At 73.9% G+C, this 16,322-nt stretch carries 12 protein-coding genes; 9 read left to right on the top strand and 3 right to left on the bottom strand.

Annotation, left to right across the window (positions count from 1 at the left end; all coding sequences use genetic code 11):
• Window positions 1–257 precede the first annotated feature (257 nt).
• On the bottom strand, window positions 258–1,805 hold the full coding sequence (locus tag V7E45_RS08340; protein ID WP_333773445.1) for a M1 family metallopeptidase: 1,548 nt from the start codon (window positions 1,803–1,805) through the stop codon (window positions 258–260).
• A 255-nt stretch (window positions 1,806–2,060) separates the two neighbouring features.
• On the opposite strand from V7E45_RS08340, the gene V7E45_RS08345 reads away from it, so the two are divergent.
• From V7E45_RS08345 to V7E45_RS08355, 3 genes are all read left to right on the top strand, one after another.
• Window positions 2,061–3,539: an exopolysaccharide biosynthesis polyprenyl glycosylphosphotransferase gene (locus tag V7E45_RS08345; RefSeq protein ID WP_333773446.1), complete on the top strand. Its 1,479-nt coding sequence runs from the start codon at window positions 2,061–2,063 to the stop codon at window positions 3,537–3,539.
• A 214-nt stretch (window positions 3,540–3,753) separates the two neighbouring features.
• The gene (locus V7E45_RS08350; protein ID WP_333773447.1) at window positions 3,754–4,344 is read left to right on the top strand and encodes a putative colanic acid biosynthesis acetyltransferase; all 591 of its coding nucleotides are present in this window, start codon (window positions 3,754–3,756) and stop codon (window positions 4,342–4,344) included.
• Entirely contained in the window at window positions 4,341–5,645 is a 1,305-nt protein-coding gene (locus tag V7E45_RS08355; RefSeq protein ID WP_333773448.1) for a glycosyltransferase, read from the top strand. The genes V7E45_RS08350 and V7E45_RS08355 overlap by 4 nt, the downstream gene beginning before the upstream one ends.
• Before the next feature lie 53 nt (window positions 5,646–5,698).
• Here the strand turns inward: V7E45_RS08355 and V7E45_RS08360 are convergent, their stop codons facing one another.
• Window positions 5,699–6,898: a glycosyltransferase family 4 protein gene (locus V7E45_RS08360; protein ID WP_333773449.1), complete on the bottom strand. Its 1,200-nt coding sequence runs from the start codon at window positions 6,896–6,898 to the stop codon at window positions 5,699–5,701.
• A 32-nt stretch (window positions 6,899–6,930) separates the two neighbouring features.
• Window positions 6,931–7,911, bottom strand: coding sequence for an NAD-dependent epimerase/dehydratase family protein (locus tag V7E45_RS08365; RefSeq protein ID WP_333773450.1), 981 nt, complete (start codon window positions 7,909–7,911; stop codon window positions 6,931–6,933).
• Between the two features lie 282 nt (window positions 7,912–8,193).
• Here V7E45_RS08365 and V7E45_RS08370 point away from each other — a divergent pair, with 282 nt between their 5' ends.
• The 6 genes from V7E45_RS08370 to V7E45_RS08395 all read left to right on the top strand — a co-directional run.
• Entirely contained in the window at window positions 8,194–9,660 is a 1,467-nt protein-coding gene (locus tag V7E45_RS08370; protein ID WP_333773451.1) for a hypothetical protein, read from the top strand.
• Window positions 9,657–11,243 carry a hypothetical protein gene (locus V7E45_RS08375; RefSeq protein ID WP_333773452.1) on the top strand — a complete coding sequence of 529 codons (1,587 nt, stop codon included), beginning with the start codon at window positions 9,657–9,659 and terminating at the stop codon, window positions 11,241–11,243. Before V7E45_RS08370 ends, V7E45_RS08375 begins: the two co-directional genes overlap by 4 nt.
• Window positions 11,240–12,784, top strand: a complete 1,545-nt coding sequence (locus tag V7E45_RS08380) for a lipopolysaccharide biosynthesis protein (RefSeq protein ID WP_333773453.1) — start codon at window positions 11,240–11,242, stop codon at window positions 12,782–12,784. Before V7E45_RS08375 ends, V7E45_RS08380 begins: the two co-directional genes overlap by 4 nt.
• 82 nt (window positions 12,785–12,866) lie before the next feature.
• Window positions 12,867–14,408: a fibronectin type III domain-containing protein gene (locus V7E45_RS08385; protein ID WP_333773454.1), complete on the top strand. Its 1,542-nt coding sequence runs from the start codon at window positions 12,867–12,869 to the stop codon at window positions 14,406–14,408.
• Complete coding sequence (locus V7E45_RS08390; protein ID WP_333773455.1) at window positions 14,405–14,872, top strand: adenylyltransferase/cytidyltransferase family protein; 468 nt, start codon at window positions 14,405–14,407, stop codon at window positions 14,870–14,872. Before V7E45_RS08385 ends, V7E45_RS08390 begins: the two co-directional genes overlap by 4 nt.
• A 23-nt stretch (window positions 14,873–14,895) precedes the next feature.
• A partial coding sequence (locus V7E45_RS08395) for a glycosyl hydrolase family 28-related protein (RefSeq protein ID WP_333773456.1) occupies window positions 14,896–16,322 on the top strand: 1,427 nt, incomplete at its 3' end.

Raw genomic sequence — 16,322 nt, forward strand, 5'->3', positions numbered from 1 at the left:
GCAGATGATCCGCCGGTGTCCGCGTACGGTTCCTAGGACGCGTGGGGCGACGCGTTTCTTCATGCGGGCTGCCTCCAACGAGGTCGGTGAGGCCAGGACAAACGCGGCCGGGGCGAAGGGGGATCGCCCCGCGCGTCACCCCTCGTACGTTTCCGTGCCTCGCGCGCCGCGTCGCGCCGAGCGTCACCGGCGTGGACCAGCCACGGGGTGCAGGCCACCCGGTCGGCGGCAGTCGCGCCGGGCCGGGCGGGGGGCCCTCAGTCCTCCTCGACGGGGTCCACGCGCCAGTCGGGACGGCCGGGCATGGGCGGGGTGTGCGGCCCGTACAGCCACGCCGTCAGAAAGGGGCTCAGGTCCTGACCGGCCACGGTGGAGGCCAGTCTGACGAAGTCTCGGGTGCCGGCCACCCGCCCCCGGTAGGTCGTCACCCAGGACCGCTCGATCCGGTCGAAGGTGGCGTCACCGACCTTCTGGCGCAGCGCGTAGAGCACCAGCGCGGAGCCGTCGTAGCGCATCTGGCGGAACAGGGTCCGTTCGGTGGGTTCGGCGGGCGCGCCGTCGTCGTGCCGCCACTGGTCGTGCTGCGCGTAGGCGTCCCGCATCGCGTCGTCGAGGTCGGGGCCGCCGTGGCCGTCGGTGTAGAGGCGTTCGTAGTAGCGGGCGTGACCCTCGCTCAGCCACAGGTCGGACCAGCGGCGGATCGCCACGCTGTCGCCGGTCCAGTGGTGGGCGAGTTCGTGCACCAGGTTGCGTTCGGCGTCGACCCGGTCGCCGAGCAGGTCGGAACTGGGCACCACGGACAGCGACTGGGTCTCCAGGGCCACCGGCAGGTCGGTGTCCCCGACCAGCACGCCGTAGCGGCCGAACGGATAGGGGCCGAGCCGCTGTTCCAGCCAGGCCAGGTGGTCCGGGGTGAGCGAGCGGTAGGCCCGGGTGCCGCCGACCAGGTCCTCGGCGACCACGTCGCGCACGGGCAGTCCGTGCGGCCCCGTGCCGTCCACGAGGGTGAACCGGCCGATGGCCAGCTGGACCAGCTGGGGCGCGACCGGGTGCTCGGAGTCGTACGTCCACCGGGTCCGTCCGTCGGGCTGCCGTACGCGCCGCACGAGCCGGCCGTTGGCGACGGCGGTCAGTCCGGGCGGGGTGGTGACGTGGAAGGTGAACGGCGCGCGCAGGCTGGGGTGGTCGTCGGCCGGGAAGACCATCCGGGCCCCGTCGGGCTGCGGGGACAGCAGGGTGCCGTCGGCCGTGGGGACCCAGCCGTAGTCCTGGATGGCGTCGTCGCGGTGCCGGCGCAGCGTGGGGTCGGCGGTGTAGGCGACCCGGACGGTGAACGTGCCGCCGCGGGGGATCGGCCGCGCCGGGGTGACGACCAGTTCGTCACCGTCGCGGGTGAACCGGGCCGGGGCGCCGTCCACGCCGACCGTGCGCAGCGTGTTTCCCGCGAAGTCGAGGTCGAAGCGGGACAGCGCCTGGGTGGCGGTGGCGCGCAGGGTGGTGGTCGCTGGGAACGGCGTGCCGGGCGCGCGCCAGTCGAAGTCGAGGGTGTAGCGCCGCACGGTGTATCCGCCGTTGCCGTCGAGCGGCACGAGCGGATCGCCGATGCCCGGGGCCCCGGGTGACGGCACCTCGCCGGACGCGCGGGTGGAGCCGCCGGGCGCCGGACGCCCGGCGCGGGGTGGCGCGGCCCGGTCCCCGGCGGGGAGGACGACGGTGAGGACGGCGGCGGTGACACCCGCGGCGCCGGTCAGGGCGAGCGCCACGCGGCGGGCGCGGGAGCCGCGCCGGACGGAGGACCGCCTCACCGTACGGGCCTCGGGACGGGGCGAGTTGCGGGGATCGGTCGACCGCCGGCAGGCGTCAGGTCCATGGCCGCACCTTCGGAAGGAGTGAGCTTACGGGGCATATGTCAAACATCATCCTAAGAACGGCGTATATCTAAATCGGACATGCTGTCCCATACCTTGATATAAAGATCGCATGAACGCGTGGCCGTCCCCCGGGCGACCTGTGCGAGGCCGCGCCCCCCTTGTCTGCGGTTGGAGCCCCCGAGGAGTGGCATGAGGCCGTTCAGAGTCGCGGCATCCCGGCAGGCACCGGTACCTGTGGTGCGCAGGCCCGCCCATCCGGACGGCGCGCGGGCGCGCTGGTACGGGTTCCTGTCGATCGGCACGGACCTGGCCGGGGCGGCGCTGCCGGTCGCGGCGGCCATCGTGGAGGTCCGCGAGCCCCATCCCCTGCGTCTCGCGCTGGCCGCCGCCCTGCTGTGGCCGCTGATCAGGGTGGCCGGCAAGCGGTACACGCCCGCCGCCTGGGGTGACGGTGGAGTCCTGCGGGCCGTCACGCGCGACTGGCTGGTGCTGGTCGGCGCCCTCGCGACGCTGCGGGTGCTGTGCGGTCTGGACAGCGTGCCGGCCGGGGCCTTCACGGCGCTGATCCCCGCGCTGGTCCTCACGGCGGCCTGCCAGAAACTGATCCACCGTCATCTGCGGGCCGCCCGCCGGGCCGGCCGCGCCCTGCGGCACGTCCTGGTGGTCGGCGAGGGCCCGACCGTCGACGCGGTGGTCGCCCAGCTCGCCCAGCGCACCGACCACGCGTACGTGATCGTCGGCTGCTGTCCGGTCGGGGAGCGGGAGGTGCTCTCCGGCGTGCCCGTGGATGCGGACGCGCGGCTGTCCTGCGAGCCGCCCGAGACTCCGGACCAGGACGCCGCGGTGGTGCTCGCGGCCGCCGACACCTTCTCGGCCGACCTGGTCTTCGTGGTGCCCGGCCCCCACCTGTCCGGGGAGCGGCTGCGCCGGCTGTCCTGGCACCTGCACGACCGGGAATGCCCGCTCGTCGTGCTGCCCGGCATCGTCGACGTCGCACGCCGGCGGGTCCGCCTCACCTCCGCCGCCGGCCTCACCCTGCTGCACATCGTGCCGCCGCTGCGCCGGGGCGCGCCGGCGGTGCTGAAGGCCGTCGTGGACCGGGTCGGGGCCGCCCTGCTGATCGTGCTGCTCGCGCCGCTGCTGCTCCTGCTGGCGCTCGCCGTCCGGCTCGGCTCGCCCGGACCCGCCCTGTACCGGCAGACGCGGGCGGGCCGGCACAACGTGCCCTTCGCCATGTGGAAGTTCCGCACCATGGTCGTCGACGCGGACCGGCTCAGGACCGAACTGGAGGCCGCGAACGAGAACGACGGCCACATGTTCAAGATGCGCCGCGACCCCCGGGTCACCCCGCTGGGGCGCGTGCTGCGCCGCTACTCGCTGGACGAGCTGCCCCAGCTGTTCAACGTCCTGCTCGGCCACATGTCCCTGGTCGGCCCCCGCCCCCCGGTGCCCGAGGAGGTCGCCAAGTACGACCAGGTCGAGATGCGCCGGCTCAGCGTCAAGCCGGGCCTGACCGGCCTGTGGCAGGTCAGCGGCCGCTCGGACCTGTCCTGGCACGAGACGGTCGCGCTCGACCTGCGCTACGTCGACAACTGGTCCCCGGCCGTGGACATGAACGTCATGGTGCGCACCGTACGCGCGGTGCTCGACGGCCAGGGCGCCTACTAGCCCCGGCGCGCCTCCTCGGCGCCCCGGCGACCCGGCGATCCGGCGTCTCGGCGTCTCGGCGTCCCGGCGACCCGGCGTCCCGGCCCATGCGCCGGGGTGCTCCGCCATCCGGGCAGCCCTGCCGCCAACACGCCCCCATCGCGGGTCACCGCCCCCGCGGGCCGTGAAGGATCACGCACGTGGATGCCTCGGCCCTTCCGAAAGGGACACATTGATGGCGCAGACCGCCGCCGCCCCGCCGCCCGGTGACTCCGCACCGGTCACCGCGGACCGGCCCGTGACCACGCGCTCCCTGCGCGGCTTCACCGGCAGGGGATACGACAAGGGGCGCCCGCTGCTCGCCCAGGCCGCCTGGTTCGCCGCCCTCCACCTCCTCTTCCTCAAGTGGTGGTTCCCGGCCCGCTGGCGCCCGGCGCTGCTGCGGGCGTTCGGCGCCCGCGTCGGGCGGCGGGTGCTGATCCGGCACGGCGTGCGGGTGCACTGGCCGTGGAAGCTGGAGATCGGCGACGACGTGTGGATCGGCGAGGGCGCCTGGATCCTCAACCTCGAACCGGTCACCATCGGCAGCGACTGCTGCGTCTCCCAGGGCGCTCTTCTGTGCACCGGCAGCCACCGCCGCCGTTCCGCCACGTTCGAGTTCGACAACGGGCCCATCCGCCTGGAGCCGGGCAGTTGGGTCGCGGCCCGTGCCGTCGTCCTGCGCGGCGTCACCATCGGCCGGGGCGGCCTCGTCGGCGCCGGTGCCGTCGCCCACCGGGACCTGGCGCCCGGCGCTGTCCTGACGACGAGGGGAGCCGCGGCATGAGACTGCTGCACGTGGTCACGCTCGTCAGCGACGACGGCGCGTTCGGCGGCCCGACCAGCGTGGCGGTCGCCCAGCTGGAGGAACTGGCCGCGCGCGGCCACGACGTCACGCTGATGTCCCTGTGGCGGGGCCGGGGCCGGGGACCGCGACGGATCGGCTCCGTCCGGCTGCGGACCCGGCCCGCCCGGGCGCTGCTGCCGGGACGCGGGTTCCTCGCCCTGCTGCACCCCCTGCTGGTACGCGACCTGTGGCGGGCCATGCGCGACGCGGATGCCGTCCACGTCCACGCGGGCCGCGACCTGGTGTCCCTCGCCGCCCTCGCGGTGGCCGCCCTGCGCCGGGTCCCGTGCGTGGCCCAGACCCACGGCATGGTCGAGCCCCGCACCTCGCCCGCCGTCCGGCTGTTCGACCTGGTGTACCTGCCGCTGCTGCGCCGGACGCGCACCTGTCTCGTCCTCACGGAGCACGAGCGGCGGACGGTGGCCCAGGTGCTCGGGCCCGACGGCCCGCCGTTGCGCGTCCTGCCCAACGGCATCCGCCCGGCCCCGCCGGAGCCGGGGCGGCGGCAGCCGCGCCCGCCCCATGTGCTGTTCCTGGCCCGGCTGCATCCGCGCAAGCGCCCGGAGGCGTTCGTCGAGATGGCGGCGCTGGTCCACAAGGAGATGCCCGGGGCCCGGTTCACACTGCACGGCCCGGACGACGGGTCGCTGCCCGCCGTGCGCCGGCTCATCGCCGGCGGACTCGACGGCGTGGTCCGCTACGGTGGGGCGCTCGACCCCGCCGAGGCGCGCGAGGCCTACCGCGGCGCCGCCGTGCACGTGCTGGCCAGCGTGAACGAGCCGTTCGGCATGACGGTCATCGAGGCGCTCGCCGTCGGCACGCCCGTCGTGTGCACCGACACCTGTGGAATCGCCGGTGAACTGGAGCGCAGGGGCGCCGCGGTCGTCACCGACGGCAGCCCCCGGGCGATGGCGGACGCGGTGCGCGCGCTGCTCGGCGATCCGGAGCTGTGCGACCGGATGGCGGAGGCGGGTCGGCGCGTGGTCGAGGAGGTCTTCTCCATCCACGCCGTGGTGGACCGGCTGGAGGAGGTCTACCGGGGGAGGGACGCGGCCCACGCGGAACGCCCTGGCCAGGACGGCCGGAACGGCCGCGACGATCGGGACGGCCAGGGCGGCCGTGACGATCGGGACCGCCAGGGCGGCCGCGACGATCGGGACGGCCAGGGCGGCCGTGACGGTCGGGACGGCCGAGGCGGGCAGGACTCGGCGGCGGCCGCTTCGGGGCCGGTCGCCGGTTAGCCGATCAGGGCTGTACGCCCACGGAGGGGCCGGCGGCGGGTACCGCCGCCGGCTCAGCGTGCCGATGCGCGGCTCACGCTCCAGAGGATGTCCTCGAAGCGGCCGGCGCAGCCCTCCAGCGCGAACTCCCGCTCGGCCAGCGCACGGCTCTCCTTGCCCAGCCCCTCGGCGCGTGCCGGGTCCGCGAGGACCTGCCGGACCCAGGCGGCCGCGTCGTCGAGCGCGGACTCCTCGGGCGGGAACACCGCTGATCCGGCCTCGTGCAGCAGCCGGGCGGCGAGGTTGTCGGCGGGCATCAGGCCGAGCACCGGCCGCCCGGCGCACAGATAGGACAGGGTCTTGGAGGGGACCGAGAACTGCCCCGCGTCCGGGCCGAGAAGGACGACGAGGACGTCGCCCGTGCCCAGCACCTCGGGCAGGCGCTCATAGGGCTGGAAGGGCAGCAGGGTCAGGTCGACACCACGGGCCACGGCCGCCTCCCGGAGCACGGGCACGGCCGGACCGTCGTTGACGACGACCAGCCGCACCGGAGCGCCCTGGTCGCGCAGTCGTTCCGCCAGCCGCACCAGCAGGGCGGGGTTGTGCTTGAGCCCCAGGGTGCCCGAGTACAGCACCGTCCGCACGCCGTTCAGGCCGTGCTCGCCCGACCATGCGTTGGACCGCGCCACCGGGACGATCTCGTCCAGCGGCGCCCAGTTGGGGATGACCGAGACCTTGTCGGCGGTGCCCCAGGTCTCGTGGACCCGGACGAAGGAGTCGGCGATCACCACGACGGCCGAGGCGCGGCGTGCCGACCACTTCTCGCCCGCGCCGATGACCCTGGCGGCCAGGCCCATGGACCGCGCGACACCGGCGGCCGCGAAGCTGCGCAGCGCGACCGCCGTCACGTCCTGGTGCCACAGCACCCACGGCACGCGCAGCCGGTTCAGCGCGGCGGCGGTCACCACCAGCGCCGGCACCGGCAGGTTGGACAACAGCGCCACGTCGGGGTTCTCCCGGCGTACCTGACGGGCGAGTTCGAGGCCCAGCCGGGTCTCCTGGTGCAGCCGGTGGAAGTACGCCTCCTTCCGCAGCCGCGTGCCCTCGCCGATGGTGAGGAAGCGCAGTCCGCCGGTGTCCGCGGCCAGGTTGCCCTTGCCGGAGACGTACGCCGTGCACGTCGAGTGGGCGACGTCGTGCCCGCGGCGCGCCAGTTCCCGGCTGAGCTGGGCCTGGAACGGGTGGCCGCTGTAGTCGTGGACGAAGATCCGCATCGGCCGCGCGCGCCTCTCTGCTCGGTCCGGCATCACTGCTGGGAGCGCTTGACCTGGTCGTAGACCCAGGCGTAGGTCTTCTCCAGGCCGTCGGCCAGGGAGACGGAGGGCTCCCAGCCGTGGATCTCGCGGATCAGGGTGTTGTCGGAGTTGCGGCCGCGCACGCCCTGCGGGGCGTCGAGCCGGTGGCTGCGCTCGCAGCGGATGCCCGCGATCTCCTCGACGATGTCGACGAGTTGGTTGATGGTCACCAGCTCCGAGGAGCCGAGGTTGACCGGGACGCCACTGGCCCCGTCCATGATCATGCGGCTGCCGTGCAGACAGTCGTCGATGTACATGAAGGAGCGGGTCTGCAGGCCGTCGCCCCAGATCTCGATGCGGTGGTCCCCGGAGAGGACCGCCTCCGCCACCTTCCGGCACACCGCGGCGGGTGCCTTCTCCCGGCCGCCGTTCCAAGTGCCGTTCGGGCCGTAGACGTTGTGGTAGCGGGCGACGCGGGTGGTGAACCCGTAGTCCTCCGTGTAGTGGCGGCACATGCGCTCGGTGAAGAGTTTCTCCCAGCCGTAGCCGTCCTCCGGCTGTGCCGGGTAGGCGTCCTCCTCGCGCAGCGCGGTCACGTCCGGGTCGGTCTGCTTGCCGGCGGCGTAGACGCAGGCGGACGAGGAGTAGAAGTAGCGCTCCACGCCCGCCTCGTGCGCGGCCTGCAGCATGTGGGTACTGGTCAGGACCGACATCATGCAGGCGGCCTTGTTGTTCTCGATGAAGCCCATGCCGCCCATGTCGGCGGCCAGCATGTACACCTGCCGGGCGTCCCGGACGCCGGCCCGCGCGTGCTCCAGCAGCGACAGGTCGGCGACGACGTTCTCCGCGGCGTCGTGGACCTGGTACCACTCGTGCCGCGGCTTGATGTCGATCGAGCGGACGGTCAGCCCCGCGGCCAGCAGGTCACCCACCAGGTGACCGCCGATGAATCCCCCGCCCCCGGCAACGACGACGTCGACCTGCTTGCTCATGGGCAACTCCTCAGTCCGATCAGTACGAGATCCGTTCTGTTGTGATCAGCAATACATATTTGTGGTGATTTGCCATAAATGGCACGCCGTCCGCCGGTCCGCGTCACCCCTGATGACGGCATTTCGCGCGTGACTCCGCGGAGCTTGGGATTCGCGCGCGCCTGGGGTGATTAGCGAAGAATGGGCGTTATAAAGCTGTTGATGATGTATCAGCAGAAATGCCGGAGTGGCAGACAAGCCGGGACGCGGGATGCCGGGGAACGGCATGCCGAAGTCCGCGGCGTGACCGCGGTGTCCCTGTGGGCCGTGGTGCTCATCGTCCTGCTGCCGGTCCTGGTCCTCCAGTCGGGCGGCGGGCACGTGTCGGCGGCGCTCGCCCTGCAGGGCGTCGTCGTGGTGCACACCGGCGTGGCGCTGACCCGCGTGCTGACCGGGACCCGGGTGCGGCTCGTCGCCCTCGGCTTCTGGGTCTTCGCCTACATCTGGTTCGGCCTCGCGCCGCTGGCCATGCTCGCCACCGACGCCTACCCCTGGGCCTACCGGGCCGGCGAGGGTACCTCCCTCATGGCCGTGGCCGTCGTCGAACTCGGGCTCCTCGCCCACAGCGCGGGCACGGCCGTCGCCGCCCGCCGGGAACTCGCACGGGCCGCCCGGCCGCACACCACCCCGCCCGGACCGGTGGAACGGCTGCTCTCCCGCCGTCTGGCGCCCTGGCGCGTCGTGGCGCTCTGCGGCCTGGCGCTCGCCCTCGCGGCCGTCGTGATCCCCGCCCAGCAGGGCGGCCTTGAGGCGTATTTCACGAGCCGTCAGGCCCTGCACGAGGCGGGCGCCATGGACGCCTCGCAGGACGCCTTCCTCCAAACCCTGCGCAACTGGTCGCTGTCCGTGCCCGCGTTCTGGGCGCTGCTCGGCCTGCTGCGGCTGCCGACCCGGCCCCGTGGCGACCGCCTGCTGCGCGGTGTCCGCCGGCTGCTGCTGCCCCTGCTCCTGGCCCTGAACGTCGTCGTCAACAACCCCGTCAGCAAACCGAGGTTCTGGGCCGGCACGGTGCTGCTCACCCTCGTGTTCGCCATGCCCCGGCTGTGCCGCCCGCGCGCCTTCCGGGTCATCGCGGCCACCGTCATGGCGGCCGTGCTCCTCGTCTTCCCGTACAGCGACTACTTCCGCTACAGCGATCGCGAACAGGTCGCCGTGGTCTCCCTCGCCGAGCAGTTCACCACCAACGGCGACTACGACGCCTTCCAGCAGGTGCAGACCGGCATCGACTACGCCCGCGACAAGGGCTTCTCACCGACGGACGCGCTGGGGGCCCCGCTGTTCCTGGTCCCGCGCTCGGTGTGGCCGGACAAGCCGAAGGACACCGGCATCGCCCTCGCCGAGTACGCCGGCTACGACTTCCTCAACCTCTCCGCGCCGCTGTGGATCGAGAGCTACCTGTGGGCCGGGCCGCCCGCGGTGGCCCTGGTGTTCTTCCTGCTCGGCGCCGTCGCCCGCCGCATGGACGACGTACGGCACCGGCTGCGCGGCCGCCCCGGCACCCTCGCACCGCTCCTGGTCCCGGCCTTCGGCTTCTACCAGATGATCTTCCTGCGCGGCAGCCTGCTCGGCATCGTGGGCCCGCTGACACTCCTGATGACCGTCCCGCTCCTCGTCACCGCCCGCACCGCCCGGACGTCCCGGCTGCCGTCGGCGCTGCCGGCCGCACCCACCCCGCAAGCATCGATCCCCGGAACAGGAGGGCACTCGTGACCGGCCCCACCCACTTCGACGACCGGTACGACGAGCCGGTCCAGCTGCGCGACCAACTGCGCCGACTGCTGCGCCACCGCGTCATGATCGCGCTGGGCATCGTCCTCGGCCTGCTCGGCGGAGGCGCCCTCGCGATGGCCCGCGCCCACACCTACACCTCCACCAGCGAGGTCCTCGTGCGCTCCACCGCCGACCCCTTCGGCACGGTCGCCGTCGCCGCCGACAACCAGGTCAGCATGGGCACCGAGCAGCAGATCGCCGCCAGCGCGGCCGTCGCCATCCGCGCGGCCCACGCCCTGGGGGAGCCGGACGGCCGCGCGGCCGCCCTCGAGGACGACCTGCGCATCACCAACCCCGCCAAGTCCCAGGTGCTCCGCTTCGAGTTCACCGCCACGACCCCCAAGCGCGCGGCGCGCGGCGCCAACGCCTTCGCCGAGGCCTACCTGGCCGACCGCAAGGACCGCAACGACGCCGCCGTGAAGCGGGCCACCCACGGCGTGGAGCAGCAGATCGCCGCCGTCACCCTGCAGGCCAAGAAGAAGACGGACGACGACGACGCCACCAGCGCCGCCCAGAGCGAGCTGGCCACCCTGCACAAGCGCGTCTCCGACATCAACTCCCGGGACACCGACGGGGGCGACATCGTCCGCCGGGGCGAGGCCCCGGCCCGGCCCTCGGGACCCGGCCGCCCGGTCCTGCTCGTCCTGGCCCTGGCGAGCGGTCTCGCCCTCGGCCTCCTGCTGGCCTGGCTGCGCGCCGCTCTCGACTCCCGGGTCCGGTCCGCCGAGGAGGTCCGGTCCGCGCTGCGCGCCCCGGTGCTCGGCATGCTGCCCGACGACAAGGACCACGACGGCACCCTGCCGGGTGTCGGCCGGACCGGCGGGGACCGCACCGAGGCCTACCGCGCCCTCGCCTACCGCCTGCGCGGGACCGGGCTCCCGTCCGGCCCCGGCCGGATCCTCGTGGTGGCGCCCCGCCGCTCCGCGGCCGCCGGTGAGGTGGCCGTGAACCTGGCCGCCGCCCTGACCGAGTGCGGGGACGAGGTGCTCCTGGTGGACGCCGACCCCGACGCCCCGGGCCTCGTGGCGGACCTGCCACGGGTGCCCGACGGGGAGCGCACGGCGGGGGAGCAGTCCCTGCCCGAGGGCAGCGTCCTCGTCGACGCGGGCACCGCCGGGCAGTTCGCCTGCTGCTCCAGCGGCGGTACCGGCGCGCACGCCCGGGCCGGGGTGTCCGCCGCGGTGCACCGGATGCTGCCCGCCGCCGGCGCCCGCACCGCGGTCGTCGTCACCCGGCCGCTCCTGGAGCACGCCGACGCGCTCGCCGTCGCCCAGCGCGTCGACGGCGTCCTGCTGGTCACCGCCCTCGGCGTCACCCGCCGGGACGACCTCGACCGGGTGCACGAGCTGATCGGCTGCTCGGGCGGCACCCTCCTCGGCGCCGTGCTCGACTCCGGCCGTCGGCGCCCAGGGCCGCGCGCCCTCCTGCGCCGCCGCCGGACGCGCGGGTCCACGCAGGTGCCCGCCACGCGGCTCGTGGAACTCCCCGTGAAGGACGACACGCTCACGGCCTCCCGCGGGTGACCGCCACCGGAGAGACGGCACCCGCCCCCGCCGGGGCAGCCGCCCCGAGCGGGGTCGCCGCCGCAGCGCGCGGCGGGTGGTACGGAGTGGCGGGTTCGGCCACCAACGCCGTCTTCGCCTTCGTCTTCGTCGGCCTGATCACCCGCGCCGTCGGCGCGCGCGGCGCCGGAGCGGTCTTCACGGGCGTGGCCCTGTTCACCATCCTCAGCAACACCTGCAAGCTCGGTGCCGACACCGGGCTCGTCCGCTTCGTCTCCCGCGACCTCGCCGTCGACGGCGGCCGCTCGGTGGGCGCGCTGCTGCGCACCGCCCTCGTGCCCGCGGCCGTCGCCGGCGTCGCCGCCGCCCTGCCCCTGCTGTGCTTCCCGGCGGTGGCGACCACGCTCCTGCCCCACCTGCCACCCGCCGACGCGGTCACCCTGGTCCGGCTCTTCGCGCTCTTCCTGCCGGTCGCCACCGTCGGCCTGGTCCTGCTCGGCGCCACGCAGGGCCACGGCACGGTCCTCCCGTTCGTCGGCGTCGAGCAGATCGGCAAACCCGTGCTGCGGGTGCTGATCGCCGTACCCGTGGCCTGCTACGCGCCCGGGATGGTGTCCCTGGCCGCGGCCTGGCTGCTGCCCGCCCTGGCCGGCACCGTCGCCGCCTGGGCGGCCCTGCGCCGCTGCCGGGCCGCGCACGGCACCGCGGCGCCCGCAGCCCGGCGCGGGCCCACGCCCTGGCGCGCGTTCTGGCGGTTCTCGACACCTCGCGCGGTGTCCTCGGTCTTCGACATCAGCGCGGTCTGGGTCGGCGTCATCCTGCTGTCGGCGCTGGCCACCAGCACCGAGGCGGGCGTCTACACCGCCATCGGCCGTGTCGTCACCGCGGGCACCCTCCTGCAACTCGCCGTCCGGCTCGCCGTGGCCCCCGAGATCAGCCGGCTGCTCGCCGTCGACGAGGTCGGCGAGGCCCGCCACCTGCACCACGTCTCCACCTGCTGGGTCGTGCTCTTCTCCTGGCCGCTGTTCGTCCTCATCGCCGGCTTCCCCCGGACCGTGCTGTCGCTGTTCGGACCCGAGTTCACGCACGGGGCGCCCGCCCTGGTCGTGCTGTGCGTGGCCTCGATGATCAACGTCGCCGTCGGCAACGCGCAGACGGTGCTGCTCATGGCGGGCAAGAGCTCCTGGCATCTGGTCATCACCGCCGTCGCGTTCACGGTCCAGGTGACGGTGGGGCTGCTCGCGGTGCCGGTCTGGGGCGCCCTCGGCGCCGCCGTGTCCTGGGGCGCGGCCATCATCGTGGAGAACCTCTCGGCCGCGGTCCTCATCCGCACGCGCCTCGGCTTCACCACCGTTGACCGCGGCTACACCACCGCGTTCGGCGTGGGCCTCGTGGTCTCGGTGGCTCTGGCGGCCGCCCGCGCCCTGGCCGGTGACACCTCGTCAGGACTCGCCGTGGCAATTGCCTTCGGAATGTGCACATTCGGTACTACTTTGTGGTGGTATCGGAAAGTGCTTGGCGTGAGCGAGCTGGTCGGAGTGCTCCGCCGGCGCGCCGCATGAGCCCCGGCGAGGCGCTCCGGACTCGCCGGGCCCCGCGCAGCTCACCCCCGCCGTCCACACCACTGCCATCCGGGATGTCCAATTGCGTCTGAGAAAGTCCGCGACGAAGGCGGCCGCCAGCGCGGTGGCCGCCGCTCTGCTCTGCTCCGCCGCCCTGACCGACGCCTCCGCCACCGACGCGGCACCCGCGATCTCCTTCACCGCGGACCCGCTGAGCACCTGGCAGACGAACGGCATCGTCTGGTCCCTGGCCTACGCACGCGGTGTCGTCTACGTCGGGGGCACCTTCGACTCGGTACGGCCGCCCGGCGCCGCGCCGGGCCGGCGGGAAGTCGCGCGGCGCAACTTCGCCGCCTTCGACGCCAGGACCGGGGCCCTGCTGCCCTGCGCACCGACGTTCACCGGCGGCGAGGGGACCGTACGCGCCCTCAAGGCCTCGCCGGACGGGCGGGTGCTGTACGTGGGCGGCTCCTTCAGCCACGTCGGCTCCACCGGCGTGGCGAGCGCGGTCGCCCTGGACACGGCCGGCTGCGCCCTGCGCCGGGACTTCCGGCCCGCGGTGTCCGCGACCGTACGGGCCATCGAGGCCACCGGCGACACCGTGTACCTCGGCGGTGACTTCGACCGGGTCAGCGGCCGCAGCAGGCACCGGGTCGCCGCCCTCACCCCGGCCGGCGCGCTGCTGCCCTTCACCGCCGACCTCGACCGCCCGGTGCGTGCCCTGTCGGCCGTCACCTCGCGCCACCAGCTCTACGTGGGTGGCGACTTCGACTGGGTCGACGGCCGGCCCGCGCACGCGCTGGCGACGCTGGACTCCGGCACCGGGGCCACGGTGCGCACCTATCCGGGCTGGATCCCGGACAACTCCTCGGTGCGGTCGATCACCCATGACGACACCCGCTTCTACCTGGGCGGCGACGGCCACGGCCGGGGTTCCTACGACGGCCGCATCTCGGGCCGGCTGGACGACGGCGCCCTGGTGTGGAAGGACCACTGCCAGGGCGCCACCCAGGCCGTGCTCATCCACCGCGGCGTCCTCTACAGCGGCTCCCACGCCCACAACTGCAGATGGACGCCCGGCGGGTTCCCCGAGCGGCACGACCGGCAGCACCTGCTGGCCCAGGAGCCGGGAACCGGGGAGATCCTGCACTGGTTCCCCGACACCGACGACGGGCTGGGCGAGCCGGTGGGACCCCGCGCCCTGACGCTGGCGGGCGACATCCTGTGGGTGAGCGGCGAGTTCACCCAGGTCAACGACCGGCCGCAGCAGAGCCTCACCCGCTTCGGCGCCGGTCCCGACACCGGCGCGCCGGAGGTACCCGCCCTCTCCCTGGCGACCACGAACCCCGGCCGGGTCACCCTGCGCTGGCAGACCTCCTGGGACCGGGACACCGCCTCGCTGAGCTACCGGCTCTACCGCGACGGGCGGGTCGTCTCCCGGCAGCGGGCGTCCTCCACCTTCTGGAACCGCCCGTGGCTGACCTACACCGACTCCGTGCCCGCCGGCACGCGCCACCAGTACCGGATCGAGGTGACGGACGGGACGAACACCTCGCCGAAGTCGGCCGTCCTGACCGTCGCCGTGCCCGCGAAGCCCGCCACCGCGGCGGCGGGTGCCCCGTGAGCCTCACGCGCGTCGGGTACGCGCCGGGGGTCTGGGACCTGTTCCACATCGGCCACCTCAACATCCTGCGCGAGGCGCGCCGGCACTGCGACCGCCTCGTCGTGGGCGTCACCTCCGACGGCCTGGCCCGGCGCATCAAGGGCCAGGCACCGGTCATCCCGCTCGCCGAGCGCCTGGAGATCGTCCGCAGCGTGCGCCATGTCGACGATGCCGTCGTCGAGGAGGAGGACGACAAGTACGCGCGGTGGCAGGAGATCGGCTTCCACGTCGTCTTCAAGGGCGACGACTGGCGGGGAACGGCCAAGTGGGAGGAGCTGGAGCGGCGCTTCGGCGAGGTCGGCGTCGAGGTCGTCTACTTCCCGTACACCATGCACACCTCGAGCACGCTGCTGCGCGGCGCCCTGGAGCTGGTGGTCCCGGACGAACTCGCCCCGCGGGACGACGAACTCGCCCCGCAGGAATAGGACAGCGCCGAGAGAGGGACATCATGACCGAAAGGGACGGCGACCCGTCCGGTGTCAGCCGCCGGCGCCTGCTGCGCGGCGGGGCGTCGGTGCTGGCCGCGACCTCCCTGACCGCCGCGGGCGCGTCCGCCGCCGCGGGCGCCGCGCCCGGCCGGCGGCGCTCCGCGGCGACGGCGGCCACCGTGGTCGACGTCGCCGACCTCGGGGCCGTGGGCGACGGACGCACCGACGACACCGGCGCCTTCGAGATCGCCTACTCCATGGCGGCCGCGCGCGTCACCGACGGGGTCGGCCGCGTGGTGATCCGGATCCCGGCCGGAGAGTTCCTCATCACCCGCCCGCACGCCCTGCTGAACGGCACCGCTCCGCCCCGGCCCGCGAGCGGTCTGCGGTTCTCCGGGGCGGGCAAGCGCATGACGACACTCGTCTTCCGCCCGCAGGCCGGGCCCGGCTCGTACCTGTGCCGCAACGAGGACGTCTGGTCGAACCTCTCCTTCGAGCGCATGGAGTTCCGCTCGGCCACCCCGGGCGCCTCCTTCTTCGCCTCGTACTCGACCGGGCAGGCGCAGGACTACCGCTTCTCGGAGTGCGAGTGGTCGGGGGAGTGGGAGTACGGCCTGGCCCTGGACGGCACGGACACCAACTCGGAGATGCGGTGGGAGGCGTGCCGGGTCGGCGGAAGCTACCGCCGGGCGTTCCTCTACTCGGGCCTCACCCAGCGCGGGCAGAAGACTCCGAACGACCAGGACCAGTTCCTCAACTACTGGTTCACCGACATGAAGGTCGAGTACGAGTGGGGGAACTTCCTGGAGTTCCCCTACGGCGGATCGATCGCCTGCCGGGGCGGCTCGTACATCATCACCGGCGTACGGCCCGCGAGCACCGAGCCGTACGGCAGGACGAGCACCTTCTTCCGCTTCCCCGTCGGCACGCACCACGACTCGGTGCAGCGGTTCCATGCCGAGGACATCCGCTTCGAGGTGCGCGATCCCGACGCGGTGGTCATCGACTGCGCGTGGAGCCGCGGCACGGTCCACTTCAGCGACTGCGACGACACCGCGTTCGCCTTCAAGGACTTCTCCACCGACGTCCGCCCGCACCGCTACACCGTGGGCCCGCGAGGACCGCTGATCCGTTACGACTCCTGCCAGCTGGTGGGCCACCACCTGTACCGGACGGCCTCCGCCGGGGCCGTCCCCGCGGCCGTCGTCCGCTACGACATGTGCCTGCTGCGCAGCCATGGGACCCGGGACTTCGCGGTGGCGGAGGGCACCACCGGGCCGCCCGGCTTCGTCCGCTTCGTCGACTGCATCGGGGAGCGGGACACGAGCGCCGCCGAGCCGCAGCCGGCGTCCCCCACGACCCCGCCGCCCTGCCTCGGCCCCGGTCAGGCGCCGAGCCGGTCCCCCGAGCAGTCCGCGGCCCCGTCGCCGGGCGCGCCGTCGGCCCC

The sequence above is a fragment of the Streptomyces sp. IBSBF 3136 genome (genome assembly GCF_036815105.1).
Classification (GTDB): domain Bacteria; phylum Actinomycetota; class Actinomycetes; order Streptomycetales; family Streptomycetaceae; genus Streptomyces.

Bases quoted from the DNA above. Each gene is read 5' to 3' on its own strand.
- V7E45_RS08345 (WP_333773446.1), top strand. From the start codon at position 2,061: ATGAGGCCGTTCAGAGTCGCGGCATCCCGGCAGGCACCGGTACCTGTG.
- V7E45_RS08350 (WP_333773447.1), top strand. From the start codon at position 3,754: ATGGCGCAGACCGCCGCCGCCCCGCCGCCCGGTGACTCCGCACCGGTC.
- V7E45_RS08355 (WP_333773448.1), top strand. From the start codon at position 4,341: ATGAGACTGCTGCACGTGGTCACGCTCGTCAGCGACGACGGCGCGTTC.
- V7E45_RS08360 (WP_333773449.1), bottom strand. From the start codon at position 6,898: ATGCGGATCTTCGTCCACGACTACAGCGGCCACCCGTTCCAGGCCCAG.
- V7E45_RS08365 (WP_333773450.1), bottom strand. From the start codon at position 7,911: ATGAGCAAGCAGGTCGACGTCGTCGTTGCCGGGGGCGGGGGATTCATC.